At 63.7% G+C, this 24,502-nt stretch carries 25 protein-coding genes; 12 read left to right on the top strand and 13 right to left on the bottom strand.

The features are described from left to right. Nucleotides 1-7: 7 nt before the first annotated feature. Together KFB96_RS10275 and KFB96_RS10270 are read right to left on the bottom strand one after the other, a co-directional pair. The gene (locus KFB96_RS10275; RefSeq protein WP_213461850.1) at nucleotides 8-1,582 is read right to left on the bottom strand and encodes an ATP-binding protein; all 1,575 of its coding nucleotides are present in this window, start codon (nucleotides 1,580-1,582) and stop codon (nucleotides 8-10) included. A gap of 95 nt (nucleotides 1,583-1,677) precedes the next feature. Further along, complete coding sequence (locus KFB96_RS10270; RefSeq protein ID WP_213501926.1) at nucleotides 1,678-1,851, bottom strand: hypothetical protein; 174 nt, start codon at nucleotides 1,849-1,851, stop codon at nucleotides 1,678-1,680. Between the two features lie 68 nt (nucleotides 1,852-1,919). Here KFB96_RS10270 and KFB96_RS10265 point away from each other — a divergent pair, with 68 nt between their 5' ends. Both KFB96_RS10265 and KFB96_RS10260 read left to right on the top strand, forming a co-directional pair. Further along, a complete protein-coding gene (locus tag KFB96_RS10265; RefSeq protein ID WP_300971537.1) occupies nucleotides 1,920-2,213 on the top strand; it encodes a DUF1778 domain-containing protein in 294 nt (97 codons plus the stop codon). After that, a complete protein-coding gene (locus KFB96_RS10260) occupies nucleotides 2,201-2,689 on the top strand; it encodes a GNAT family N-acetyltransferase (RefSeq protein WP_213461854.1) in 489 nt (162 codons plus the stop codon). Before KFB96_RS10265 ends, KFB96_RS10260 begins: the two co-directional genes overlap by 13 nt. A 49-nt stretch (nucleotides 2,690-2,738) precedes the next feature. On the opposite strand, the gene KFB96_RS10255 is transcribed toward KFB96_RS10260, so the two are convergent. Beyond that, a complete protein-coding gene (locus KFB96_RS10255) occupies nucleotides 2,739-4,316 on the bottom strand; it encodes an AAA family ATPase (RefSeq protein WP_213461857.1) in 1,578 nt (525 codons plus the stop codon). A 335-nt stretch (nucleotides 4,317-4,651) separates the two neighbouring features. On the opposite strand from KFB96_RS10255, the gene KFB96_RS10250 reads away from it, so the two are divergent. After that, nucleotides 4,652-5,059 carry a type II TA system antitoxin MqsA family protein gene (locus KFB96_RS10250; RefSeq protein WP_213461859.1) on the top strand — a complete coding sequence of 136 codons (408 nt, stop codon included), beginning with the start codon at nucleotides 4,652-4,654 and terminating at the stop codon, nucleotides 5,057-5,059. A 767-nt stretch (nucleotides 5,060-5,826) separates the two neighbouring features. Here KFB96_RS10250 and KFB96_RS10245 read toward each other — a convergent pair. Beyond that, nucleotides 5,827-7,293: an FtsW/RodA/SpoVE family cell cycle protein gene (locus tag KFB96_RS10245; RefSeq protein WP_213501924.1), complete on the bottom strand. Its 1,467-nt coding sequence runs from the start codon at nucleotides 7,291-7,293 to the stop codon at nucleotides 5,827-5,829. Between the two features lie 61 nt (nucleotides 7,294-7,354). Then, nucleotides 7,355-8,910, bottom strand: a protein-coding gene (locus KFB96_RS10240; protein WP_300971535.1) for an IS3 family transposase whose coding sequence is annotated in 2 segments (ribosomal slippage) — nucleotides 7,355-8,451 and nucleotides 8,451-8,910 — 1,557 coding nt in all. Because the reading frame shifts where the segments join, the coding sequence is not laid out codon by codon here. Between the two features lie 158 nt (nucleotides 8,911-9,068). On the opposite strand from KFB96_RS10240, the gene KFB96_RS10235 reads away from it, so the two are divergent. The 3 genes from KFB96_RS10235 to KFB96_RS10225 all read left to right on the top strand — a co-directional run bounded on the left by KFB96_RS10235 (nucleotide 9,069) and on the right by KFB96_RS10225 (nucleotide 11,645). Further along, entirely contained in the window at nucleotides 9,069-10,118 is a 1,050-nt protein-coding gene (locus tag KFB96_RS10235) for a DDE-type integrase/transposase/recombinase (protein ID WP_213461863.1), read from the top strand. Then, nucleotides 10,105-10,845, top strand: coding sequence for an IS21-like element helper ATPase IstB (gene istB, locus KFB96_RS10230; RefSeq protein ID WP_213461865.1), 741 nt, complete (start codon nucleotides 10,105-10,107; stop codon nucleotides 10,843-10,845). Before KFB96_RS10235 ends, istB begins: the two co-directional genes overlap by 14 nt. Before the next feature lie 92 nt (nucleotides 10,846-10,937). Further along, a complete protein-coding gene (locus KFB96_RS10225) occupies nucleotides 10,938-11,645 on the top strand; it encodes a DUF6399 domain-containing protein (RefSeq protein ID WP_300971533.1) in 708 nt (235 codons plus the stop codon). Here KFB96_RS10225 and KFB96_RS10220 read toward each other — a convergent pair. Continuing rightward, nucleotides 11,616-12,455 (bottom strand): transposase, encoded by an 840-nt coding sequence (locus KFB96_RS10220; protein WP_300971532.1) that lies wholly within the window; start codon nucleotides 12,453-12,455, stop codon nucleotides 11,616-11,618. The genes KFB96_RS10225 and KFB96_RS10220 overlap by 30 nt on opposite strands. Continuing rightward, a complete protein-coding gene (locus KFB96_RS26695; protein ID WP_300971531.1) occupies nucleotides 12,353-13,084 on the bottom strand; it encodes a hypothetical protein in 732 nt (243 codons plus the stop codon). The genes KFB96_RS10220 and KFB96_RS26695 overlap by 103 nt, the downstream gene beginning before the upstream one ends. 23 nt (nucleotides 13,085-13,107) lie before the next feature. Here KFB96_RS26695 and KFB96_RS26690 point away from each other — a divergent pair, with 23 nt between their 5' ends. Further along, complete coding sequence (locus KFB96_RS26690; protein ID WP_300971530.1) at nucleotides 13,108-13,443, top strand: hypothetical protein; 336 nt, start codon at nucleotides 13,108-13,110, stop codon at nucleotides 13,441-13,443. Between the two features lie 411 nt (nucleotides 13,444-13,854). Here the strand turns inward: KFB96_RS26690 and KFB96_RS10210 are convergent, their stop codons facing one another. Continuing rightward, a complete protein-coding gene (locus KFB96_RS10210) occupies nucleotides 13,855-15,231 on the bottom strand; it encodes a hypothetical protein (RefSeq protein ID WP_213461867.1) in 1,377 nt (458 codons plus the stop codon). A gap of 666 nt (nucleotides 15,232-15,897) precedes the next feature. Further along, entirely contained in the window at nucleotides 15,898-16,701 is an 804-nt protein-coding gene (locus KFB96_RS10205) for a hypothetical protein (RefSeq protein WP_213461869.1), read from the bottom strand. Nucleotides 16,702-16,927: 226 nt separating this feature from the next. Between KFB96_RS10205 and KFB96_RS10200 the strand changes: the two genes are divergently transcribed. The 5 genes from KFB96_RS10200 (at nucleotide 16,928) to KFB96_RS10180 (ending at nucleotide 19,894) form a co-directional block, all read left to right on the top strand. Next, the gene (locus KFB96_RS10200) at nucleotides 16,928-18,187 is read left to right on the top strand and encodes an ISL3 family transposase (protein ID WP_213461870.1); all 1,260 of its coding nucleotides are present in this window, start codon (nucleotides 16,928-16,930) and stop codon (nucleotides 18,185-18,187) included. 674 nt (nucleotides 18,188-18,861) lie between these two features. Further along, nucleotides 18,862-19,167, top strand: coding sequence for an addiction module antidote protein (locus KFB96_RS10195; RefSeq protein ID WP_213461871.1), 306 nt, complete (start codon nucleotides 18,862-18,864; stop codon nucleotides 19,165-19,167). Nucleotides 19,168-19,305: 138 nt separating this feature from the next. Continuing rightward, nucleotides 19,306-19,563 carry an antitoxin gene (locus KFB96_RS10190; RefSeq protein WP_213461872.1) on the top strand — a complete coding sequence of 86 codons (258 nt, stop codon included), beginning with the start codon at nucleotides 19,306-19,308 and terminating at the stop codon, nucleotides 19,561-19,563. Further along, nucleotides 19,563-19,670, top strand: a complete 108-nt coding sequence (locus KFB96_RS10185; RefSeq protein WP_213461873.1) for a type II toxin-antitoxin system PemK/MazF family toxin — start codon at nucleotides 19,563-19,565, stop codon at nucleotides 19,668-19,670. The genes KFB96_RS10190 and KFB96_RS10185 overlap by 1 nt, the downstream gene beginning before the upstream one ends. A gap of 14 nt (nucleotides 19,671-19,684) precedes the next feature. Beyond that, on the top strand, nucleotides 19,685-19,894 hold the full coding sequence (locus KFB96_RS10180) for a type II toxin-antitoxin system PemK/MazF family toxin (RefSeq protein ID WP_213461874.1): 210 nt from the start codon (nucleotides 19,685-19,687) through the stop codon (nucleotides 19,892-19,894). A 552-nt stretch (nucleotides 19,895-20,446) separates the two neighbouring features. On the opposite strand, the gene KFB96_RS10175 is transcribed toward KFB96_RS10180, so the two are convergent. The 4 genes from KFB96_RS10175 to KFB96_RS10160 form a co-directional block, all read right to left on the bottom strand. Further along, complete coding sequence (locus tag KFB96_RS10175) at nucleotides 20,447-20,674, bottom strand: hypothetical protein (protein ID WP_213501921.1); 228 nt, start codon at nucleotides 20,672-20,674, stop codon at nucleotides 20,447-20,449. A 696-nt stretch (nucleotides 20,675-21,370) separates the two neighbouring features. Further along, complete coding sequence (gene cydX, locus KFB96_RS10170; protein WP_213462862.1) at nucleotides 21,371-21,493, bottom strand: cytochrome bd-I oxidase subunit CydX; 123 nt, start codon at nucleotides 21,491-21,493, stop codon at nucleotides 21,371-21,373. A gap of 83 nt (nucleotides 21,494-21,576) precedes the next feature. After that, nucleotides 21,577-22,719: a cytochrome d ubiquinol oxidase subunit II gene (gene cydB / locus KFB96_RS10165; RefSeq protein WP_300971522.1), complete on the bottom strand. Its 1,143-nt coding sequence runs from the start codon at nucleotides 22,717-22,719 to the stop codon at nucleotides 21,577-21,579. Nucleotides 22,720-22,729: 10 nt separating this feature from the next. After that, complete coding sequence (locus KFB96_RS10160) at nucleotides 22,730-24,349, bottom strand: cytochrome ubiquinol oxidase subunit I (protein ID WP_213461878.1); 1,620 nt, start codon at nucleotides 24,347-24,349, stop codon at nucleotides 22,730-22,732. Nucleotides 24,350-24,502 lie beyond the last annotated feature (153 nt).

Raw genomic sequence — 24,502 nt, 5'->3', positions numbered from 1 at the left:
GGGGGACTCAGGCGCGGATCACGGCGATCGGTCGGCCCTGCGGACTGGTCGCTGTCCGACAGGCGGTCCGCTCGGCGATCGGTGGCTGATTGGAGCGGCGGTCGAAGATGACCAGCCAGCCGGTGTCGAGCCCCAGACCGGCCAAATAGCCGTCCAATTGTTCCAGACCCTCGACCAGGGGATCAGCCTCGCGGTCGCGCCAGACCTTCAGCTCCAGACCCAGGGTCACCGCACCATAACGCAGACAGAGATCCATCCGCCCCATGCCGATGGCGTATTCGCGCTCCAAGGCCCCGCCGCCGTTGACCACCCGATGCAGGAAGGCCATCAGCACCAGGTGTGGGGCGATCTCATGATAGGCAACGCTGCCCAGCAACGGCTGACCGTGGCGGCGCCAAAAGGCGAGGAAGGCCGTGAGCAGGGATTGCGGATTCAGGCTGCCGTCGGCGTTGAGCCAGGTCGGGCTGATCTGCGGGAGTGAGTCTTGAGGCCCGCTCGCCAACATCCGCGGCAGGACCTCCCGGTAGATGGGGTTGGCCACCACCAGACCGCCGGCACCGTCCCGTCGCAACAGGCCCAGATCGACCAGATAGTCGCGATCGTCCGTTGGCACCTCCCCGAGGGCCGTTCCCGCCAGGATGGGCTCGATGACCCGGCGCACCCGTGGTTCCTGGAGTTTGTGGGCTAATTGATCCAGATGGGTCACGCGCTCGACGATCATCGCTTCCTTGGCCTGGTCGATCAGCTCCACTGTGATCGGCTGGGTGCGGTCGCGGCCGGCAGGGAGTTTGAAGCAGGCACGATACGCCAGGGCATTGACCAGCCAGGGCTGACCTTGGGTCAGCTCCCAGACCCGGTCCAGCGCCTCGGGGGTAAAGACCTGCCCGGTCTCGCGGGTGTGCTCCAGCAGTAGGGTGCGGGTCTCGGCGGCGCTGAAATCGCCCAGGCGGAGCGATTCGGCCTTGATGTTGAACGCACTGCCCCCGGTGATGGCCTCGCGCTCGGAACTGGCATGAATGCGGTAGTCGCGCAAGTCGCGCACCCCGCACAGGATGATCGTCTGCGGAAAGGCCGTCGGTCGTTGCGGATAGCCGGCGCGCAACTGGCGCAGCAGCGAGAGCAGGGTGTCGCCGATCAGGGCGTCCACCTCGTCGAGCAGCAGCACCAGCGGTTGGGTCGCGCCTTGACACCACTGGGTCAGAAACACCCCGAGTGCTGAGCCGGGCGGGGTACTGGCCAGGATCGCCGCAGCCTGCCGCGCGGGCTCGCGGTCGCCGAGCCAGACGCCGGCGGCAGCGGCAATGTCGGTCACGATCGTCGCCATGGCCGGGTCGAGCCGCTCGCGATAGGCTTGCGCCCCTTCCAGATTGGCATAGAGCGCCCGATAGCGCCCCTCTTGATTGAGATGCTCCATCAGCGCCAGCAGGCAGGTGGTCTTGCCGGTCTGGCGGGGCGCGTGCAGCAAGAAGTATTTCTTCTGATCGATGAGGGCGAGGATCTCGCCCAGATCCCAGCGCGACAGTGGGGGCAGGGTGTAGTGGTTTTCCGGCCGGTTCGGGCCTTCGGTGTTGAAGAAGCGCATCGGGCGAGCTCGTCGGCAGCGGGAATACGGTCGAGCATAGCACCGCCGTTAGGCCCCCGCCGCGCCTGAACCAGCAGGCGATCGGCGCGGCCCGTTCAAACCGCCAAGCCGAGGTCGCCCTCCGCATCGTCCAGAGTCAGCCCATGGATGCGGCCGGCGAAAACGCTGGTCTGTCCCTGAAACATACCGAACGTCCGTGAGTCGCTCAGCCAGAGCTGCCGCGACCCGCGGAACTGGTTGAAGGCCAGCGTGATGGCACCGAACAACATTGACACCTTGAGCGTAAGATATACGATGTGTATCTCAATCGCGGTCTCACTCAAAGCCAAGGTGCGCCATGCCCGCTTCGCCGTCCACCGCCAACACAGAACCAACCACCCGAGCCGTTAACCTCCGGGTGCGGGAGGAGATTCGCGACCTGATCGATCAAGCCGCCAAGATTCAGGGCCGGTCGCGCTCCGATTTCATGATCGACGCCGCCCGGCGGGCCGCCGAGGAGACGCTGCTCGACCAGACGCTGGTCAGGGTCGACCGAGAGACCTACGAGCACTTCCTCGCCGTCTTGGACCATCCCCCGGCTGGAGAGGGTTACGAGCGCTTGATGGCCGCCCCCAGCCCATGGAAGGCGTGACCCTCGAGGCCCCGGCGCCGCTCGCTGAGACGCATCGCGTCGAGGGTTTCTCCTCCGGTGTCCAATCGCTTGACGAGTGGTTGATTCGCCGTGCCTGGAACAATCAGGTCAGCGGCGCCTCGCGCACCTACGTCGTTGCGGCTGCGGGGGTGGTGGTCGGGTATTACTGTCTGGCCTCGGGCGCGCTGGCGCTGCGGGAAGCGCCCGGGCGCATCCGGCGCAACATGCCCGACCCCGTTCCGATGGCGATCCTCGGGCGCCTGGCCGTCGATCAGACCTGGCAAGGACGGCGCCTCGGCGTCGCTTTGCTTCGCGATGCCGTCGAGCGCACCCGGGCCGCAAGCATGATCCTTGGTATCCGCGGACTCTTGGTGCATGCCCTGTCGGAAAATGCCGCGGCCTTCTATGCCCATCACGGATTCATCGCGTCGCCGACGAAGCCCTCGACGCTGGTCCTGTCGCTGAAACGGATTTAAACCGCGTCTCACTGGGATCAAGCAGACACTTGGGGCTTGCCCTCGGAACTCAGGCGCGGATCACGGCGATCGCTCGGCCCTGCGGACTGGTCGCTGTCTGACAGGCGGTCCGCTCGGCGATCGGTGGCTGATTGGACCGGCGGTCGAAGATGACCAGCCAGCCGGTGTCGAGCCCCAGACCGGCCAAATAGCCGTCCAATTGTTCCAGACCATCGACCAGGGGATCAGCCTCGCGGTCGCGCCAGACCTTCAGCTCCAGACCCAGGGTCACCGCACCATAACGCAGACAGAGATCCATCCGCCCCATGCCGATGGCGTATTCGCGCTCCAAGGTCCCGCCGCCGTTGACCACCCGATGCAGGAAGGCCATCAGCACCAGGTGTGGGGCGATCTCATGATAGGCAACGCTGCCCAGCAACGGCTGACCGTGGCGGCGCCAAAAGGCGAGGAAGGCCGTGAGCAGGGATTGCGGATTCAGGCTGCCGTCGGCGTTGAGCCAGGTCGGGCTGATCTGCGGGAGTGAGTCTTGAGGCCCGCTCGCCAACATCCGCGGCAAGACCTCCCGGTAGATGGGGTTGGCCACCACCAGACCGCCGGCACCGTCCCGTCGCAACAGGCCCAGATCGACCAGATAGTCGCGATCGTCCGTTGGCACCTCCCCGAGGGCCGTTCCCGCCAGGATGGGCTCGATGACCCGGCGCACCCGTGGTTCCTGGAGTTTGTGGGCTAATTGATCCAGATGGGTCACGCGCTCGACGATCATCGCTTCCTTGGCCTGGTCGATGAGGGCTAGGGTGATGGGCTGACGCCGGTCGCGTCCCTCGTGTAACTCGAAGCAGGCGCGATAGGCCAGGGCATTGACTAGCCAGGGCTGGCCCCGGGTCAGCTCCCAGACCTGCGCAGCCAGTGCCTCGGGGGTGAAAACCTGCCCGGTCTCGCGGGTGTGCTCCAGCAGTAGGGTGCGGGTCTCGGCGGCGCTGAAATCGCCCAGCCGAAGCGATTTGGCCTTGATGTTGAACGCGCTGCCGCCGGTGATCGCCTCGCGCTCGGAGCTGGCATGGATGCGGTAGTCACGCAAGTCGCGCACCCCGCACAGGATGATCGTCTGCGGAAAGGCCGTCGGTCGTTGCGGATAGCCGGCGCGCAACTGGCGCAGCAGCGAGAGCAGGGTGTCGCCGATCAGGGCGTCCACCTCGTCGAGCAGCAGCACCAGCGGTTGGAGCGACTGTGCGCTCCAGCGGGCGAGAAATTCGCCCACCGCCGTGCCTCCGCTCGAGCTCAGGATGATCTCCCGTCCCAGATCCGCCGCCCCGGCGTCCCCGAGCTGATCGCGCGCCCCGCGCGAAACTTGCTCCACCACGGCCGTCATGCCCTTGTCCAACTGTGCGCGATAGGCTTGGGCGACCTCCAGATTGGCATAGACCGCCCGACAGCGCCCCTCCCGATTCAGATGCTCCGCCAGCGCCAGCAGGCAGGTGGTCTTGCCGGTCTGGCGGGGCGCGTGCAGCAAGAAGTATTTCTTCTGATCGATGAGGGCGAGGATCTCGCCCAGATCCCAGCGCGACAGTGGGGGCAGGGTGTAGTGGTTTTCCTGCCGGTTCGGGCCTTCGGTGTTGAAGAAGCGCATCGGGCGAGCTCGTCGGCAGCGGGAATACGGTCGAGCATAGCACCGCCGTCAGGCCCCCGCCGCGCCTGAACCAGCCGGCCATCGGCGCGGCCCGTTCAAACCGCCAAGCCGAGGTCGCCCTCCGCATCGTCCAGAGTCAGCATATGGATGCGGCCGGCGAAAACCGTGGTCTGTCCCTGAAATACAGGTGTCCGCAACGTTTTCCGCGAACCTGCCGAATCATACCAACGGTCAGCGTCGGCACCCCGACAACCAAGCCTGGCTTGCCAAAACTAACCAATTAGGTTAACGTTTTTCCATGGAGAAACGAACCCCACACTGCCGGCTGTCTTGCTATGAACATGCAATGTCCCGTTTGTGGCACCGCCGAACTGGTGCATGATACTCGTGACGTCTCGTTTATTTATAAGGGCGAAACCACGATCATTCCTGCTGTGACTGGCGATTTTTGCCCCGCCTGTGCTGAATCAGTCCTAGATCTGACGGAATCGCGTCGAATGAGTGAGCAGGTTGGGGATTTCATGAAGCAGGTGAATGCGGCGATTGTCGATCCGGGATTCATCGCCGGCGTTCGCAAGAAGCTCGCGCTCGATCAGCGGGAAGCCGCAGCGCTCTTTGGTGGTGGCGTCAACGCCTTTTCACGCTACGAAAACGGCAAGACCAAGCCACCCCTGGCGCTGGTCAAATTGCTGAAGGTCCTTGACCGTCACCCCGAGTTGTTGGATGAGGTCAGAGCGGCCTAGTTCGCCAGGGCGGCAATCAGGCGAGCCTCATTCGATACCCCGTCCCGCATGGAGAAAGACCGCGTCGGTGATGACCGACGCAGCGACGGCTACCGGTTATCGTGGTTTTCAGTCACGGTCCCCGGTGCAGGGTTTTGACAGTTATTGACCCGCTCACAGGCTTGAGCACTCGAAGCGACGTAAGCCAGACCCAGGACGACGGCGACAAGCAAGGCAAAGGGTTTCATCGGTGTCTCTCCCGGGGTGGATCGCCCCGTTGGGTTTGAAGATCAACAGACCTGCAAGCGTGTCTCAAGCCGTCCGGAGGCGATTCAGACGACCCGCGGACTCGATCGGTCGTCCGGGCCCTGCTCCGTGAGCGTCGTCCGAAGCCGCGGAATCCTGCGGCTCGATACGCCGATATCACTCGGCATCGACCCTGGAACGCTGGGCCCGTCTCGGCGATTCAACGAGGCCCGGCCGTGACCGGATGCGATATCCCACTGCCACGGTACGCTTTGAGTGGAAGATAGACGACGCTCGAACAGGCCTCAAGCACCAAAACGAGCGCGGTTGACATTGATTGTGTAGGGGAATCAGGGCGGCATCCAGGTCGGACGCCCGACCCACAACGCACACGCCGCCGTCAAGACATCGGTCCCTGTCGCGCGCGGTGTCTCTCACCGGGCCACCGAGTCCGCCTCGTCGGTCGCTGGCGTCGGCCGGCGGATCCCGATGCGCCGGCCCGTCCGCCGCAGCGCCCTCGCCGCGCCCTTGATGCAAGGTTCTCACGGGTCGAGCCAGACCCGGTCCGGATGGCGCCTCGTCTCCAGCCGACGATCGGCCGTCGGCCAGCAGACGCGCTCGCACCGGTAGAGGTCGATACTGTCGATCTGGACATCGATCCCGTCGTGTTGCCGGCTGTAGGCGAACAGGTTGAAGTCATCCCAGAACCAGGTGTCCGGATCAAGCTCGAGATGATCCTGCGTCGAGATCAGGATCAGCGTCGGCGTCTCCTGCCCATCGGGCGCGGTGGTCACACGATACAGGAGTGTCGGGGTGCGGCAGGCACCGCGCCCGCAGGTCGGGCGGGTGTCCGGGAAGGCGACCGCGACCAGGTGGATGTCGCTGCGTGGGGGCACGCTCGCGATCTCCAGGCCCGGCGCGTGCGAGTCGCCATCGGCCCGGCTACGCAAGATCCGTCGCACGGCGTCGGTCGCAGAGAGCGCCCGCCTCAATCCCGCCCGCTTGGCGGAGTCATCCAGGGTGCTGAGCCAGGGGACCAGCTCAGGCGCCATCGCGTCGAGACAGGCCGCAAGCTTGCGCGTGCCGAGCTCAGCACACCAACCATCCAAATCCGGATCGCGATGCGAAGTCCAAGGCTCGCCGGCGAGGTCCTCCGGGCGCGACGGCGGCGGGAAGGGCGAATTCAGGATCCCCGACAGCGACGCCTGGAGCCATCGCGGCGGTGCGCCCGGCTCCTCGGCGCCCGCCGAAGGCTCGCCGGCAACGCCGCCGGACGCGATCGGCATGACCGGTCTGAAGTCGACCGGCTCGTCCTCGGCCAGCAGTCGCGGCGGCGGCGTCGTCTCAAAGGTCTGAAGCTGCGCGAGCCAGAGGAGCAGCCGCTCCGTCGCGAGCGTGCGCTGTTGCGCGTCGTTCCGCTGTGCTCGCTCGATCGAGATCCGTTCATTCGCCCGACAGGTCAGCGCGGGAGACCCACCCTTGCCGTAGCCATACTCGCCGCGTTGCAGATCGAGCGTGCGCGCCACCAGCAGCGCGCTGGCGACGATCAGGAGCCCCGCCACCACCCGCAGGCCGCGGTTGCGGGTGCGCGCGGTCGGTGCCCGAGCCGGCGCGGGCGGCGGCCCGGGCGGCGACGCGGTGCGCCCGAGTCGATACAGCAGCCCGATGGCGATCAGGTTGATCGCCATGACGTTGCCGCCGGCGCCGACCAGCGGCAGGGCCAGGCCCTGCGGGCTCAAGGGACTCCCGAACACGCTCTCGTCGAGCAGATGGGTCAGGCTCGCGATGTGGAGGAAGGCCGAGCCGAACAGCATGAGCGACAGCCCGAGCGCCGCGAAGCGCGCGAAGCCCTGCGCGCGCGCCGCGATCTGCAACCCGCGCAGGCTCAAGGCCAGCACCAGCGCGATCAGGACCACCGCCCCGACCACACCGAACTCCTCGGTGTAGACGGTGAACCCCATGGTCACCGCGCGATCGAAGCCTAACTCCGGGAAGTGACGGCTATCCACGCAATGCGACACCAGGCCCTGACCCCACCCACGGTCGTTGTCAAGGAAGATGTCGCGTCGGCTAGGCTGTTTGCGGTGTCGTTTGTAGCTCCTGTTTAAGGGGTTTTCCGGGATTCAGGAGCACGACGGAGTCGGGCTCCCAGTTGCGGATCGAGCCGCTCCAGCGTTCCGGATATTGCGCCTTGGCGGCCTCGTAGAGACGCCTGCGTCCGGCGAGCAAGGCCTGATCCTCCCCGCGGTGACGTTGACCCGGCGTGACGAACTTCAGGGCACTGTGGCGATGGTGCTCGTTGTACCAAGCAACGAAGCCTTCGACCCAGCGCCGCGCGCTGGCGAGACCGTCGAAGGGTTGGGCGGGAAAATCGGGTTGGTACTTGAGCGTCTTGAACAGCGCCTCGGAGTAGGGATTGTCGTTGCTCACCGCCGGTCGGCTGAACGAGGGCACCACCCCGAGTCGTTGCAGAGTCGCGAGCATGGTGGCGCCCTTCATCGGCGAGCCGTTGTCCGCATGCAGCACCAGGGCATGGCGGGGCACGCCTTCGCGGTGATGCGCCGCGGCGAAGACCTCGGCGGCATGCTCGGCGCTTTCCTGCGCGAAGACCTCCCATCCGACGATCTTGCGACTGAAGACGTCCATGATCAGGTACAGATAGAAGAAGCTCCCCTTCACCGTGTTGGCCAAATAGGTGATGTCCCAGCTCCACAGCTGGTTGGGTGCCGTTGCCTGCAATGGCGCGGGGCGCTGCCGGGTCGGGGCACGGGCCTTGCCGCGACGGGCGAGTTGCCCGGCCTCGCGCAGCACCCGGTAGAAGCTCGATTCCGAGGCGATGTAGATGCCTTGGTCGGCCAGGGCCGGGACGATCTGGTTGGGGGCCTGGTGGGCGAACTCCGGGCGGTTGGCGACCTCCAGGATCGCCGCGCGCGTCGCCGCATCGAGGCGATTGGCCGGCGTGCGCGCCGTCCCGGCCGCGGCTCGGGCATCGGCGGTGATGCCCTCGGCGCTGCGCCAGCGCTGCAGGGTGCGCAGCGACAGGCCCAGGCACCGACAGGCCGGCTGCAGGCGCGCCCCGGCGGCACAGGCCTCCTCGATGAGCGTGCTCACGGTGCGTCGTTGCTCCAGGTCGATGTGCCGTCCGCGGGATCCATGAAGAGTGCGCGGACTTTTTTTTGGAGCACCAGCAAGGCGGCGGCCTCCGCCAACGCCTTCTCCTTGAAGGCCAACTCGCGCGTCAGGGCGCCGATGCGCTGTTGATCCTCGCGCCGGGCGGCCCGCGCGACCCGATCCGACACCGGCGTGTTGGCCTGCATGCAGGCCGTCTTCCAGGCCTCGATCTGCTGCGGGTAGAGGCCCTGCGCGCGGCAGTAGGCACTCAGCGCCGCGGCATCCAGCGCGCTCGTCGCCAGTACCACGGCGAACTTCTGCGCGCTGCTGCGCTCGCCCGGACCGCTCGGCGCCGGGGCCGCCGCGGGATCCGCCTTCACGGCCAACGTGCGCCAGCTGTAGAGGGTGTCCTTGGGGATCCCCGTCTCCTGCGCCAGCTCGGCCACGGCGCGGCTCTGCGGGGGCAGCATCTTGGCAATGGTGCTGGCTTTGAATTCGGGTGAATAGTGGGTCATGAATGAATGCCTGTTGCGCGTCGTCGGGGGCTTGCGCCGCGCGGGCTGGCGGTCAACGTCCAGTCGCCCTACGGGCTCCTTCCCGTTGACCGCCAGCCCGCGCCTAGTCCCTCGACAACAATGATGCCCCATCCTTACATAAAATCTCCGACGGGGAGGTGACATCTATCCTGACACCGGGGGACACCGCCGAGCTGATTCGGATGCATGATGCGGCCTTCCGCGCGTTTGGCGGGCGTCCGCGCGAATGTGTCTATGACCAGACCCGTCTGGTGGTGATCGACGAGCAGTGCCGCGAACTGGCGCTCAACGAACGCTTCGCCCGCTATGCGGCGAGTGCGGGTTTTGCGATCCGGGCCTGCCGTGGCTATGACCCCGAGAGTAAGGGCAAGGTCGAAGCCGGGGTGAAATACGTCAAGTCCAACGGTCTGTACGGCGAGACCTTCGCGGGTTGGGCCGAGGTGGGCGCCTACCTGCAGCAGTGGCTGGAGGAGACGGCCAATGCCCGCACCCATGCCACCACCGGGGAGGTGCCGCGCGAACGCTATGCGCGCGCCGAACAGGCGCACATGGCGCCCTACCTGAGCCCGCCCGGCGTGGCGGAGCTCACCGGCGAGGCACCGCTCACCCGGCACGCCGACAAGACCGGCCTGATCGCCTGGAAGGCCAACAAATACTCCGTCCCCCTGGCCTATCAGCGCAGCCGAGTCGGCGTCGTGGAGACCGACGCGGAGCTGGTGATCAGCGACCCCGGCAGCGGCGCGGTCATCGCCCGCCATGGGCTGGCTCCCGGTAAGGGCGCGATCATCAAGAACACCCATCATTACCGCGATCCCGCCGTGGCGATCGCCGACCTGGAGGCGGCCATCGCGCAGCGCTTGGGCGCGGCGTCGGGAGCGCGTCTGTGCGCGCTGATCAAGGCCACCGAGCCGAAGATCTACAAAGATCAGTTACAGGGCGTCAAACGCCTCCTCAGTGACTACCCGGCGCTGGATCCGGGCCTCGTCGCCGCGCTATGCGACAAACCCGCCATGAGCTTCACGCGGCTGCGCGCCTATCTGGATGCCTACAGCGCGCATCCCGAGCGCTGCGCCGAAGCACCGCCGAGCGCACCGCCGGACACCGGCGCATCGACGTCCTCGCCGCTCGCACGCTACGCCGGCATTGCCACGCGCTCTGCACCGGAGGACGCGCATGACCTCCATTGATGCCGTCGCGCACAAATACCGTGTCCTCAACTGCGGCCATCTGGCTCATGGCCTGGCCGCGTTGCTGAGCGCCGCCGAGGCCAACGCCCTGTCGTATCTGGATCTGGTGGAGCAACTGGTCGACCTGGAGCTACAGGGGCGCGAAACCAACCGCTTGGCCGCGAACCTACGCAAGGCCGGCATCCCCGTGATCAAGCGCCTGGAGGAGTTCGACTACCGCCACCAGACCACCATCACCAAACGCCAGGTCAGCCAGTTGCTGGACTTCCGCTTCCTCGAAGAGCGCGCCAATCTGGTCTTCATCGGGCCGCCCGGCGTGGGCAAGACTCATCTGGCCGTCGGCATCGGCCTGAAGGCCCTGGAGGCCGGCTACAAGGTGCTCTTCACCACGGCACTGGGGCTGGTGGAAACCCTCGAGCTGACCGAACTGCGCGGGGAGCTGAAGAAGAAGATCGCCGGCCTGCTCAAGTTCGACCTGCTGATCATCGACGAGTTGGGCTACCTGCCGATGAACCGCCAGGGCCTCTACAACCTCTTCCAGCTCATCAACGGTCTCTACGAGTATCGCTCGGTGATCCTCACCACCAACAAGGACTTCACCAACTGGGGCGAGTTCTTCCGCGACGAGAATGTCGCCGTGCCCATCGTCGACCGTCTCATCCATCACTCACACGTCTTCATGCTCGGAGGAGAAAGCTATCGACTGAAACAGAAAATCGGAAACTGACGCTGGTCCGGGTCTCCGGGCGGGTCAATTTTCGTGGCCGAAAGCGGTTCAGTTCTCATGGCCATTGACAGCTGTATCACCCGTATGATCCGGTGGATGGACAGACGCAGCCGGTGGAGCGCGTGGCGGCGCGCTTCACCGACGTCTGGACGCGCCTGAAGGGATTGGCCGAGGCCGCCGAGCTGCCCGAGCGCGCTCGCGAACGCATCATGAAGGCCGAGCGCCTGACCGTGCAGTGGCTCGCCACGCTCGCGTTCTTCTTCGCCACCGTGACCGCCAGGGTCGAGGCCCTCGCACTGTCCCCGGAGCTGGAAGCGGCGGTCCTCGAGCAGCTCATCCCCGGCATCTACCTCGAGCGCGTCGCCGCCCGCAGCACCGCGGCCGAGACCCGACACCGCGTGCAGGCGGCGAGTACCGCGTTGCTCGACGTCCTGCGGCGCGCCGATCATCCGCTGCAGCGTCTCGCGCCCGAGGACAGCGCTCGGGTCGAACAGGTCGCCGGCGCTTGCGCCGATCTGTTCCAACGCAGCAGCTCCTGTGTGGAAGGACGCAACGGCCAACTGTCGCTGCATCATCACGGGCGTCATCGCTTGAGCGACCGCAGGCTCGCCGCGCTCACCGCCGTGCACAACTTCCACATCCGCCGTCCCGACGGCACGACCGCCGCCGAGCGCTTCTTCGGGCGGACACATCCCGCACTGTTCGAGGAGCTTCTCCTGCGTGTGCCCTTGCCGCCGCGACCGCGACGCCGACGGCCGCGCCCGCCGAAACTACCCTATCTGATGCCGGTCGCGGCCTGAGGGCGGTGGCCGGGATAATGAACAAGGCCCGCGGATGATGTCGGGCAACAGCGGAACCGTCCCGAGCTGTTTGATGCGATCGCCCGGGTAGTCCCAAAACGAGATCCCCGGGTTACGGCAGGTCTTCTTCAAGCTGGCGAAGCCGTCGCGACAGTCTTTGCCGAGATCGCTGCGGGTGCCGCCGCTGATCTTTCGCCATTTTACGTAGCCGCGGATATCGCTTTCGCTGCCGTTGGTGTGCAGAACCAAATCGGGGCGTTCGAGGACCAACAGCAGCTCGCTCTTGTGGGTATGCAGGCGCTTAAGGGTGCGGTCGAGGGTGATATAGGAGGTGCGCTGGGTGAAGATCGTCTCGAAGCGCTCCTCCAGGCCGGGGCGCAGGGCCGGATCGGGGTTGCGGCGATAGGCCTTGAGGTCGGCATAGAGATCCCAAATCTCGCCGCGCACCCGCGCTTGATCGGCACGCTGGCGGTCGTTGAGGGGGATGAGCTTGTGCACCAGCCGTTCGGCGTGCACCCAGCACAGGGCATGCAGCAGGATCGCGAACTGTCCGGCGCCGTCGCTGATGATCGCCAGATCCAGAGAGAACCCCTGCTCAATCAGTCCGCCCAGCAGGGCGCCCTCGGTGGCGATGCGCCGATGGCGCACGCTCGTGATCCCGAGGGCGTCCAGATGCGCCTCCCAAGCCGGCGTGCCCATGATCGTGGTCAGGCTTTGCAGTTGCCGGCGCGGTGCCGCGGGCAGGCCCTCCTCGCACCAGTACTCCAAGGCATGGGCATTGAGGGTGTAGCAGCGCTCGCCGGCCTGCAATAATTGCAGGAAGTTGATCCGGCTCTTGCTGTACGTGCTGGGGCCTCGATCATCCCTTCGCCCACAGCGGCCACCGAATGCGTCGTCAGGCCATCTTGGCCTGACAGAATCAGGGCTGGAAGCTCTGAGGACGCAAGGATCATCAGCAGCTGGACCAAACGATGATCAAGGCCCGTGCTGGCAAACCAGGCGAACCAGTCGTTGCCGATCTGCGTCACATAGCCGTTGCGGCCCTGATGCCGGGCACCGGAATCATCCACGCTGATCCAGCGACTGACCGCCAAGGCGGTGGTGAGCAACTGGTCCTTCTCGGCCAGGAACGCGCCGGTGTGACCGGTGAGCAGGGCGTCGATCTGTCCCACGGAGATGTCGATGCCCCACTCGCACAATTGTTCGTGCAGCAACGGCTGGGTGACCTGACAGTGATGGTGTTGGTAGAGCACGTAGCAGCGCAGATCGGCACCGAAGTGACCGCCATACAGATCGCTCGGCAACGTCCCGACGAGTCGCTCCCCGTCCGGGGTTTGCCACACTTCCAGGCGATACCGGGTGTTGTGCGCGGCGATGCGCAGATCCTGAACGACGAAGTCGCGGTAGCCTTTGAAGCGCGATCCCGCCGGCAGTTCCACGCCGGGGGGACCCCGACGCTCTCATGGATGGTGAGCTGCGCGGTTTTGGACCGCTTCGCCGATCCGGCTCGCTTGCACGGTCCACCGGTTCCGTCACCGGCCCCGGTGTCACCGTTGGCGGCACCCTCGGAGGTTTCGGGCTCGGTCTGCTGCTCCATCCCGCTCGGTTTGAATGTCGGTCTCGCCTTCTCGCCCTTGAGCACCGCGATCTCGTCGCGCAACTGCCCGATGAGTTCGGCCTGCCGGCGCTGTTCTTCAAGCAGCTGCTCGATGCGCGCCAGCAACGATTCGACCAGCGGCGTGCGCTCGGCTTCGCCAATCACGGCAGTGGATTCGGGTCGGTCATGCTCGACAGGTGAGGACGTCAGGAGTCGAATTGCGTGCTGAACGGTAGCTTATTGTCGTAGCTCAATGCGACTGTTGCCGCTACTTTTTGAGAAGTTACTACGGGTCGACGTAACTATCTGATCTTGAAGCCTGTCTCGTCGGCCAAACCTACCCCGCTCAGAGACCTTGAAGGGCGTAGACGAAAAAGGCCAGCGATCACTGGCCTTTTACGTTTCGGTGGATTGGGTCGAATGTGACTGGATCGCGCGGTCAGCTGCTCTTGGCTCCGATAGGCACAGCGTCATCGACCCCATTGCTCGCAGGGTGTGCGAAGCTGTCTGCGGCGTCGGCCTTCGCAGATGGGGGCGATGACGGACAACACACCGCTGTATGCCGTGCACCGGTTGTCCAGCGCACGATTCACCGCCAAGTTCTTCGTGCTGTTATTGAGTGAATCCGAAGGTGCTCAAGGCATCGCCATCTTGCAGGATTGACCTCGCATCACCAATTAGTGATCGGAGGGCGGGGCTTGAGATCTTTTCGAACGCAGTCAGAAGCTGTAACGATTCAGCCTGGGTCGATGGCGGAAGAGACACATGCTCGCCGGCGAGGATTGCTTGAACCAGAGGCAGCACATCCGTTACTGCATCGGCTGTCTGCTCGGCAAGGCTTGGATGTGTAAGCAGGAGTCTGGCGATCTCGGACTGCTCGCTGTACAACCGTGAAACCAGGTCGCGGCCTTGCTCGCTTGCGTTCAAGAACTTATCACGATAGTTGCGAAACACGCTCAAACCTTCGCCATCCAGCGCAATTCGCCTATATGCTCTCTTTGGCCAAGGGGGTTGATACGTGGGATCCGCTCCGGCTACCGAGGTCACCCCGGTGTCGTTAGGATCGAGCCAGTCTTTGAGTCGCGTGGCTGCGCCCGTCCCATCCCAGGCCATCCCGAGCTTGCCATAACAATCGTAGCCGCCCGGATTCGCGCACGAAGCCAGTCCGCCGGAGAGGAAGCCAACGAGGCCCCGAGTCGATGGATCCCAGAGCCCCGAGCCGGATGAGCCAGGCTCGGTGGTTCCCATCTCCCAAACCATATACCAGTGCGTGTTCCTGCCGGCGCCGATGCAACTGTTGCCGGTCGTGAGCGGATCGAAGTTGAAGGTGATTGCCTTCTCATCGGCGCTGGGGTGATGAATCGCCACGCTTCCATCCGGAGCGTCTCCCGACCGATCCCAACCCGCGTAATAGACACGAAATGATGGGGCAGGCATCTCGTCAAGCTCGACGATACTCATATCCACGTCGGTTCGGCGAGCGCGAAAAGTTGATCCTGTTTGGTTGTCCGAAAGACTTCCGCCCGATAGCTGGCCACAACGCGGAGACTCGAAGTTCCAGTAGGCGACGACCGTGGGTGCGGCACTTTCTGTAATGCCGCAATGTGCGGCGGATAACAGATAGGGGCGAAAGCTGCCAGGTTCATCCATGATCAGGGTGGCCGTGCAGAGGGCACTCCCGGAGATCAGGATTCGCGCCACGCTGCGAATCTCGTCGCGCCATGGATCTCCCTCGGGGCAGATGACATCAATGTTGCAGGAGCCCTGTTTTTCGCCAGTGTTCGGTCGACCACCCCTTCCAAAGAAATCACGGTAGCCGGTACCGACCTGCTCCAAGCGAAGATCCAATGCGCGTCGATTCGAGTCCGAAGGCAGCTCCACCTCGATGAACGCAGCCTCGCCGGGCACGACTGGCGTCCAAAGCTGGAAGTGCGGCAGATTGTCTGCATCGGTATACGGACCTTCGTAGTAGCCGGTTGCTTCGCTCACAACATAAAGCCTAGCGCCTGCGGGGAGCCGAAAGCGTGTGAATCCGAAATTCAGATCCGTGGCACCGGGTGCCTCGAAACGCAAACGCCAAACCTGGGTTCCGTCTCCCGAAGTCTCCCATAACCCGTGTGTATCAGGTGTGACCCTTACTGGTACCGGCACTGCGACGCGCAGCGGTCCGGGCTGTGCTCGTGCCTCATCCTGTTGAATGAGTCTCGAGGTGTCGACCGCAGGAAGCGCATAGGCGGGAACCGCGGTGAGCGGCGTTAGCTCGGCGATCTGGCTCCTTGGAGGCTCGCCTTGCCGAGCCATAGCCGACATGGTCGTGACCAGAAGCAAGAGTCCGACGGCCCAAATGTGTCGATAACGCGTGCGCCGCCGCGGGGAATGTGAATTTACCTGTCCATCGTTCTCGTCAACGGGTCGCAGATACACCAACCTGCCGTTCTGTCGATTGCGTCTCATGGGGTTCTCCAGACACTGCGGGCCGTCCTCCACCCCGTTTCGGTCTCGCACGAACCGGTAGGCGGAGATGAGCACGCGATGGGGCAGACCTCCGTCGCAAGAAAAAAGCGTCTCCCCCTGTTTCACGAAAGGGCGATGGGGGGAGACGCTTGCGCTCGGGGGATGGGGGGAATGATCCTAGCTATCTCTGTCGGACGAGCACTAGAATCCGAAGACCTCCATCGCCTTGGGGTCGGCCAACACAGAAGTGATGTCGGCGATCAAGGCGTGTAGGGTTGGGCTTGCGTTCTCGTCATATGCTGCAAGGAGGGCAAGTGCCTGTGCCTGCATTGTCGGCGTGAGTTCACCCGTGCCCCCATCCAGGATGGCCCGCACCTCGGGGAGCAGGCCCTTGACGAGGCGTGCGGTGCTGATCGCGAGGCCGCGATGACTCAGGATGGCCGCGGCGACTTCGTACTGGTTGTCATAGAGGCGGGAGACCAGGTCTTGCCCTTCCTGCGTGGCGTTCAGAACCTCGTCGCGATACTGCCGAAGCGTGGTGAGGTTGCCGCCGAAGACCTCGATCCTGGTATAGGCGGCAGCAGGCCACGAGCCGCCCGCTTCCGAGATGTCACCGAAGCCAACCCACCAGCTCGTTGAGCATTGTGGATTGCAGCCGGTCCAACACTGATAGGCACCACAGCCATCATCCCAGATGACGCGGTACGGTAAAATCGGATCCGCCGCATCGTAGCAGTCGATAGTCCCCAGTGACCCCGGAAATACGCAGCCGTCGCCGCCGTCGATATCCGACGTCACACGAGTGCCTGGCGGCAGCCCTGGCCCAACATCCTTCGCATCGCCGGTGCTTGGGTTCACTATCCCGATCTTTTCGCCCTGGGCTCCAGAAGAATCACAAGTGTTCGTTCCTGCCCAAACGGGAAACGCCGCGACACCGAGTGCTGCGATGGCCAGGATCATTTGCATGCCACGAATAGTTGCCTTCCAACTCATTTTGGTAATCATTGCTACAGACTCCACATTATATTAACGAAATCCTTACGGAACCTGCTCGTCTTGACTGAGACGAGCAATCAAGATTATAGGCAAAAAAAGTAGGGGATAACAACCGAGGTGCCTCTCTCGGGGCTCTCCCGGATCTCAGGGAACCCGAACTTGAGCTAAATCAGTTTCCTACGCGACCGATCTCGGTAAACTTCCATTCGAACGTCTTTAACTCAATGGAAAGCCCATGATTGACCAGAGCCAACTCCTGCGCCTGCTCGGAGTGCCGCAAATCGCCATCGACCGCGTCGAGATCACGGACGCCGATGTGCTGGAGATTCATGTGCACGGCACCGAAGACGGCGCGCAGTGTCACCGCTGCGGCCGACGCATCACCGAGGCGCACGGACTCGGCCAGGAACGGCGGTTGCGCCATGTGCCGATCTTCGAGCATCGCACCGAGATCCTCATTCGGCCCAAACGCTATCGTTGTCCGTATTGCCACGACCATCCCACCACCACCCAACGGTTGGACTGGTATGACCCGCGCAGCGCCTTCACCCGTGCGTTCGAACAAAGCCTGCTGCGTGCCTTGATCAACAGCACCCTCGAAGACGTCGGCCACAAGGACGCCATCACCCCGGAACAACTCGAAGGCATCCTCGATCGGTACGTCCCGAGCGGGATCGATTGGGCGACGCTTCCGGCGTTGCCCGTGCTCGGGCTCGACGAGATCGCCTTGACCAAAGGCCACGGCAACTTCGTGGTGATCGTCAGCGCCGGGGTCGAGGACACCCCGAGCATCCTCGCCGTGCTCAAAGACCGCAAGCGTGCGACCGTCGAGGCGTTTTTGCGCACCATCCCCAAACCCTTGAAGCGCACCGTTCGCGTCGTCTGCACCGACCTGTACAGCGGTTTCATCGGTGCGGCCAAGGCCGTCTTCGGCAAGCACGTCGCCATCTGCGCCGATCGCTTCCACGTCGCGCGCTTGTACCGCGACGCCGTCGAGACGTTGCGCAAACAAGAACTGCGCCGGCTCAAGCGCGACCTGTCGAAAGCCGAGTACGGCGGACTCAAAAACGTCCATTGGATCCTGCGCAAGTCCGAGTCCGACTTGAGCGTCGAGGAACGGCGGATCCGCGCCCGGTTATTCGCCCATTCCCCGCAACTCGCGCAAGCCCATGCCCTCGGCCAAGCCCTCACCGACGTCTACGACATGCCCCTGTCCAAAGGTCAGGCCAAGCGCAAACTCAGTGGCTGGATGCGACGGGTCAAGAACGCCGAGGTGACGTGTTTTCAATCCTTCCTGAAAACGTTGAGACGTCATTGGGACGAGATCACCAATTATTTTACCGAGCGACACACGAGCGGTTTCGTGGAAGGTCTCAACAACAAGATCAAAGTATTAAAACGGCGGTGCTATGGCTTGAGCAACCTACGCCGACTGTACCAAAGAGTGTACCTCGATCTGTGCGGATATCGGGTTTTCGCGCGCTCAGCAATGTAAAACAAGAGCTTAAGGCGTGGCGCGTCCAGCGATATTTTCGGCCGGCGTGTTCGGTAAAAATAGTTGCAAAGTTTGTTTTTAAAAGTTTTAGTGCTTTCCCTGAATTCCGGGAGAGCCAGGAAGTGCTCATGACGGCAAGCACGAGCAGATACAGGACCAGCCCGGCGCGCTGAATGCGCTCGGGTGGGATCGACATCACAGCGACCATTAGGAGCAGTGCAACGGCCGCGCGCAAGAGATGGCCCCACGCCAAGGTCGAGTCCTTCGGGTGGAAGGCGAAGGGGTCGCTGAGACTCAGCGAGCCGATGACCAACAAGCCGATGAGGAGCAGCCCGGCCGTGGGCAGGAACAAGCCGAGGTCGATGGCGTGCTAGGACTTGGAGAGTCGCGAAATCATCGGAATTCCGGGTTGGCAGGGCGGCGTTGAGCGAACACGAGGGGGACGGATCCGAGGGTAACACCGCCCGACGGATCACGTCGTTGCGGATCGGGTGTATTCGAGGTCGGGACACTTGCCGACAGAATAGGCGGATCAGCGAGCGGAGCGCGCCAGAACGGGCTTTAGCAATGCGTGCTTCTGAGCTTGTCTTTTTGTAATCGTTCGATTACATTTTTCCCATGTTCACGATCAAACAAACCGCTGAGTTCGCGACTTGGCTGTCCGGTATAAAGTGATGAGCGAGAAAATCCGAATCGTCGATCTGTCCGAGTTCGACATCACCGAGCACCTGGAAGACGACCAGGCGATCGCCGAGTATCTGTCCATTGTGCTGGAAGAAAACGACCCGGCCGCCCTGGCACAGGCACTCGGCACCGCCGCACGCGCGCGCGGCATGACCGAGATCGCCAAAGCGAGCGGGATCGCGCGCGAGGCGCTCTATAAGGCATTGCGCCCCGACGCACAGCCGCGGTTCGATACGATCAACCGCGTCTGTCATGCGCTGGGCGTCAAATTGGTGGCTCGACCGATCAAGGCGTGAATCCGGCCGGTCGTCAAGGGGCTGATCCGGCCTGTCATCCCCCAACCAAAAAAACAGTCGTTTTCCGACAGACGCGGGCTTGCGGTTCGGGTGATCAAAGGTCGTGTCTTGAGATAACCGTATGCCTGGAGTTGCAACATGTACCGGACCCATCTGCGACAGGTCGGCGGCTCGGTGATGCTGGCCGTCCCGCACGCCATCCTCGACCTGCTGCACCTGCGCGCCGGCGCGACAGTTGGCTTGACCGTCGACGCGGGTCGCCTGGTGATTGATCCGTCGCCGCGGCAACGTTACAGCCTGGACGACTTGCTGGCCCAATGCGACGCATCGGCCGACATCGGCGAGGAAGATCGCACCTGGCTCGATGACAGGCCGGTCGGCAACGAGTTGCTGTAATGGAGCGCGGCGATATCTACCTTGTCTCGCTGGACCCGACCTCGGGACATGAACAGCGAGGCACGCGGCCGGTCCTGGTCGTGTCTGCGTCGGCCTCAACCAACTGACGAGAACGCCGGTTGTGCTGCCCATCACCCGCGGAGGCCATTTCGCGCGCACGGCCGGTTTTGCCGTATCGCTGATGGCGGCGGGAACGAATACGACAGGCGTCGTGCGGTGCGATCAGCCGCGCGCGATGGATCTGGGGTCGCGCAGCGCACGCAAGCTCGAAAGCGTATCGACCGCAATCATGGATGAGGTGCTGGCGAAGCTCGCTGCGATTCTGGAGTGAGGATGGGTTGCGGCGAGAGGTCGGCCCGCCAGCTCCGACAGTCGTCGGAGCTGGCGCGGCCAATCCACTTCAACAAATGACGCATACCGCACCGGGCGCGGTTTAGATAAAAAAAACCCCGCTGACGCGGGGCGAATCACCACTGAGGAGGTCAGAGAACGAAACCGAAGAACGGAAGCGTCGTCTTGTCTCCACTAATGCAGAACGGATGCCAATTTTTTATTTCGAGCCTTGACCTCATTGAAACAATAGGTTGCGAAGACGCGATCCGGTGGAGTCGATGATGGGAGCCTAGCCATGCACAGCTTTCAGACGCGTGAAGGCCCCTTCCGCACCGCAACGGTGCGACAACTACGACAAATGGCCTGTCTCTTTGTCGTCATCGCAACACTGATGCTCGCGATGCCTGTTGCTGCAGAGACGGAAGCGATGCGCGTGCAGGGGATTCAGGCGCAGCGGGCCGCCGCTGGTTGGTTGAAATTGCAACAGGATCAACGTGCAGCGAGACAGCAGACCGGCCCGCTGTCGCCCGCCGAGGCGGCTCGGCAGCAATCACGCGAGTGGAACGAGGCGATCCGTTACCGGGGGCTTCTTCAGCAGCAAAATCGCGCCGTAGACTCGGCCCGTCGGCAGGATCGGCTGGTGCCCCGTGCCGGGGCAGATGGAATGCCGGACGTTCGGGCCGGTCAGATGCGAATGCAGGGTCAATTGATGGAGTTGGAGGCGCAACAACAGAGCCAGCGCCTGCAGATGCAGATGGACCGTGCGCGGCGCAGTCAACCGGCGGGGGGCGGTTCGGCCGAGGCTCGAATGGCCGGTAAGGTACGGGCCTCGTTCATGTCGAGGGCCAGAAGTGACGATCGCGATCGTCGCGAAGCGGCAGCGTCCCCGGGATCGACGACTTGCAGTCGTCTTCTTCCGCCGCCCTGACGGCCAATGGGGTCGAGCCCGAGGCGACGTTCCCTGGAAGCGCACCGAAAGTGCTCTCGCCGGACCAATGAACGCGGCCAAGGCACGCATTCGAGCTCCGGAACCGCGTTGGCGTGCCGTCGTGCGCGACGGCGACACGCCGAGGGCTTAGTCCCTTAAGCCGCAAGTCTTGAAAACTGTCGTAGGATTTTTCGTTGTCGTTGTCGTTGTCGTTGTCGTGTTCGTCCGGAATCCGAATACACGATAACGACAACGAGCTGAGCTTTCGGCGATGTTTCTTAGGCGAATTCCGGAAACCTTCATGCCAAGGGCGTAGGTTGTGCCGAGCCGTGCGAGGCACAACCAAACGTCGGCGCTTAAACCGCATCCAGAGCGAGATGCTAATTTTCGAGTGAGCTCGACGTTTGGTGCATCCATAGCCTTTAGCGGGGATGCGGTTTAAAATAACATATTTTTTAATATCTTAAACCGCGCCGGCTCCAGCGGTCGTCAAGTCTGCCGGGGCCGATCCCATCCATAAACATCGCATACCGCGCTGGGCGCGGTTTAATTGTCGGGCCGCGCATCCCCGGTGTGTCTGAAACACTCCTCGGATTCGTACCACATGACGTTGATGATGCCGAGGGCGAGTGCCAGGAGCACACCCAGGAGCCAAGCGAAATACCACATGGGATCGTCCTCTCGGTGGTCGATGTTCATCGTCCGGGGTCGCACCCAACGACCCCGGACCCTGACGTTTCTCGATAAACCCCTCAGTAAGCCAAATGCTCCTGCTCCCTGATCTCCTCCACCGTCACCCGCCGCCACATCTTGGTATAGGTCCAGGTGGTGTAGGCCAGGATCAGCGGGATGAAGATGACCGCGGCCCAGAACATGACCGTCAGGGTCAGGTGGCTCGAGACGGCGTCCCAAACGATCAGACTGCTGTTGGGATCCGTGCGCGAGGGCAGGATGAAGGGGAAGAGGCTCACCCCGGCGGTCACGATGATGCCGGTGATCGCCAGACTGCCGGTCACCAGACCCCAGCCCGGCCGATCGGCGGCGGCGAGCTTCATCGTCGCCCAGAGACCCGCGAAACCGAGTACCGGGAAGAGCAGCGTCCAAGGATGGGCGCCGTAGTTGGCCAGCCAGGCCCAGGAATCCGCGACGACCTCCTTGGTCAGCGGATTGGGTGTCGCATCGAGCGCCGGCATGGAGACCACCTTGAAGCCGTCGACACCGATGATCAGCCAGACCCCGGCGAGCGCAAAGACCGCCATGCTGATCAGGGCGAAGATTCGAGCCGCTGCCTTGGCGCGCGAGGCGATGGGCTCGGCGGTCCGCACCTGAAGCCAGACCGCACCATGCATGGTCAGCATGGCCACACTCAGGATGCCCGCCAAGAGCGCGAACGGATGGAAGAGGCCGAGGAAGCTGCCCGTGTAGAAGGATCTCAGCATGTCGTCGAGATGAAAGGGCACGCCGAGCAATAGATTGCCGAAGGCGACCCCGAAGACCAACGCAGGCACGACCCCGCCGATGAAGAGCCCCCAATCCCAGGAGTTGCGCCAGCGCGGGTCGGCGATCTTGCTGCGGTAGTCGAAGCCGACCGGCCGGAAGAAGAGCGCGAAGAGCGCGAGCAACATCGCGAAATAGAACCCCGAGAAGGCGGTCGCATACACCAGCGGCCAGGCGGCGAAGATGGCCCCGCCGGCCGTGATCAGCCAGACCTGGTTGCCGTCCCAGTGCGGGCCGATGGTGTTGATGATGACGCGCCGCTCCTCGTCGGTCTTGCCCAGGAAGGGCAGGAGTGCGCCGACGCCCATGTCCATGCCGTCGGTCACGGCGAAGCCGATCAAGAGCACGCCGACCAGTACCCACCAGATGAACTTCAGGACTTCGTAGTCGATGATCATGATCGGTCCCCTAGTCTTGCCGTTTCTGCGGGGCGAGCACAGGTGCCGGACCGCCTGCGGTGGTTGAGCGGGACGCCGTGGCCGCCTCTTCGTGGTGATAGCGGCCCGTATGCAGCGAGCTGGGTCCCTGCCGTCCGAACTTGAACATCAGATACATCTCGATGATCAGGAGCACCGTGTAGAAGAGGATGAAGGCCGAGAGACTGATGATGAGGTCGCTCGCCGCAAGGCTCGAGGCCGCGATGCTGGTCGGCAGGACCTCGCCGATCGCCCAAGGCTGGCGGCCGAACTCGGCCACGAACCAGCCGGTCTCCGCGGCGATCCAGGGCACCGGGATGCTCCAGAGGAAGAGCCGCAGCAGCCAGCGTTTCTCTTGAATGACGCGCTTGGCGTTGAAGTAGAACCCCAGGATCATCAGGGCCAGCATCCAGAACCCGGCCGCGACCATCACCCGGAAGCTCCAGAAGAGCGGCGCGACCTCGGGGATCGAATCCTTGACCGCCATGCGGATCTGCTCCTCGGTCGCCTGGCTCGGGTCGTCCGTATAGCGCTTGAGCAGGAGCCCGTAGCCGAGATCGTCCTTGTGATCCTCGAAGACCGCCCGGTTCTCCGGCGTGTCTTGATCCCCGCGCAGGCGCTGCAGATACGCGTAGGCGATCATGCCGCTGCGGATGCGGATCTCGTGGTCCACCATCAGGTCCTTCAGTCCCTTCACCTCGGTGTCGAGCGAGCGCGTGGCGATCAACCCCAGGAGCCAGGGGATCTTGATCGCGCCGTGCGTCTCCTCGTCCTCGTTGCTCGGGAAGCCGATGATCGTAAAGCCTGCGGGTGCGGGCTCCGAGTGCCACTCCGCCTCGATCGCGGCGAGCTTCACCTTCTGCACGTCGCCGACCTCGTAGCCGGACTCGTCGCCGAGCAGGATGACCGAGAGGATCCCGGCCAGACCGAAGCCGATCGCGACCGAGAAGGAGCGCTTGGCGAAGGCCAGGTCCCGCCCCTTGAGCATGTACCAGGAGCTGATGCCGAGCACGAACATGGACGCGGTCACATAGCCGGCGGCCACCGTGTGCACGAACTTGACCTGTGCGACCGGGTTGAGCACGACATCCATGAAGTTGGTCATCTCCATGCGCATGGTCTCGTAGCTGAACTCGGCACCGACCGGGTTCTGCATCCAGCCGTTGGCCACCAGGATCCAGAGCGCCGAGAGGTTGGACGCAAGCGCCATCAGGAAGGTAACGGTCAGATGCTGGCGTTTGGAGAGTCGCTCCCAGCCCAGAAAGAACAGACCGATGAAGGTCGATTCCAGGAAGAAGGCCATCAGACCCTCGATGGCGAGCGGTGCGCCGAAGACGTCCCCGACATAGTGGCTGTAGTAGGACCAGTTGGTCCCGAACTGGAACTCCATGGTCAGCCCGGTCGTCACCCCCAACGCGAAGTTGATGCCGAAGAGCTTGCCCCAGAACTTGGTCATGTCCCGGTAGATCTCGCGTCCGGTCATGACATAGACGCTCTCCATGATCACCAGGATCCAGGCGAGGCCGAGTGTGAGGGGCACAAAGAGGAAGTGGTACATCGCGGTCATGGCGAACTGCCACCGCGAGAGCTCGATCATGGTGCTGTCAAGCATTGCGATATTCCCGAGGTTGGAAACCAGGAACGGGAGGGAGGGCGTTCGGGCGCCGGGCAGGGTGTTTCGGCGATCGTGGAGAGCGCCGCGGCCCGGATCAGTCTGGCCCGCCGGTCGAAAGCGCGTAGGCTATGCCGCACGAGCAATATCGGA

It is taken from the genome of Thiocapsa sp., from assembly GCF_018399035.1.
Classification (GTDB): domain Bacteria; phylum Pseudomonadota; class Gammaproteobacteria; order Chromatiales; family Chromatiaceae; genus Thiocapsa.
Note: the sequence above shows the minus strand (reverse complement) of the source record. Positions and strands in the feature narration are given on the sequence as shown.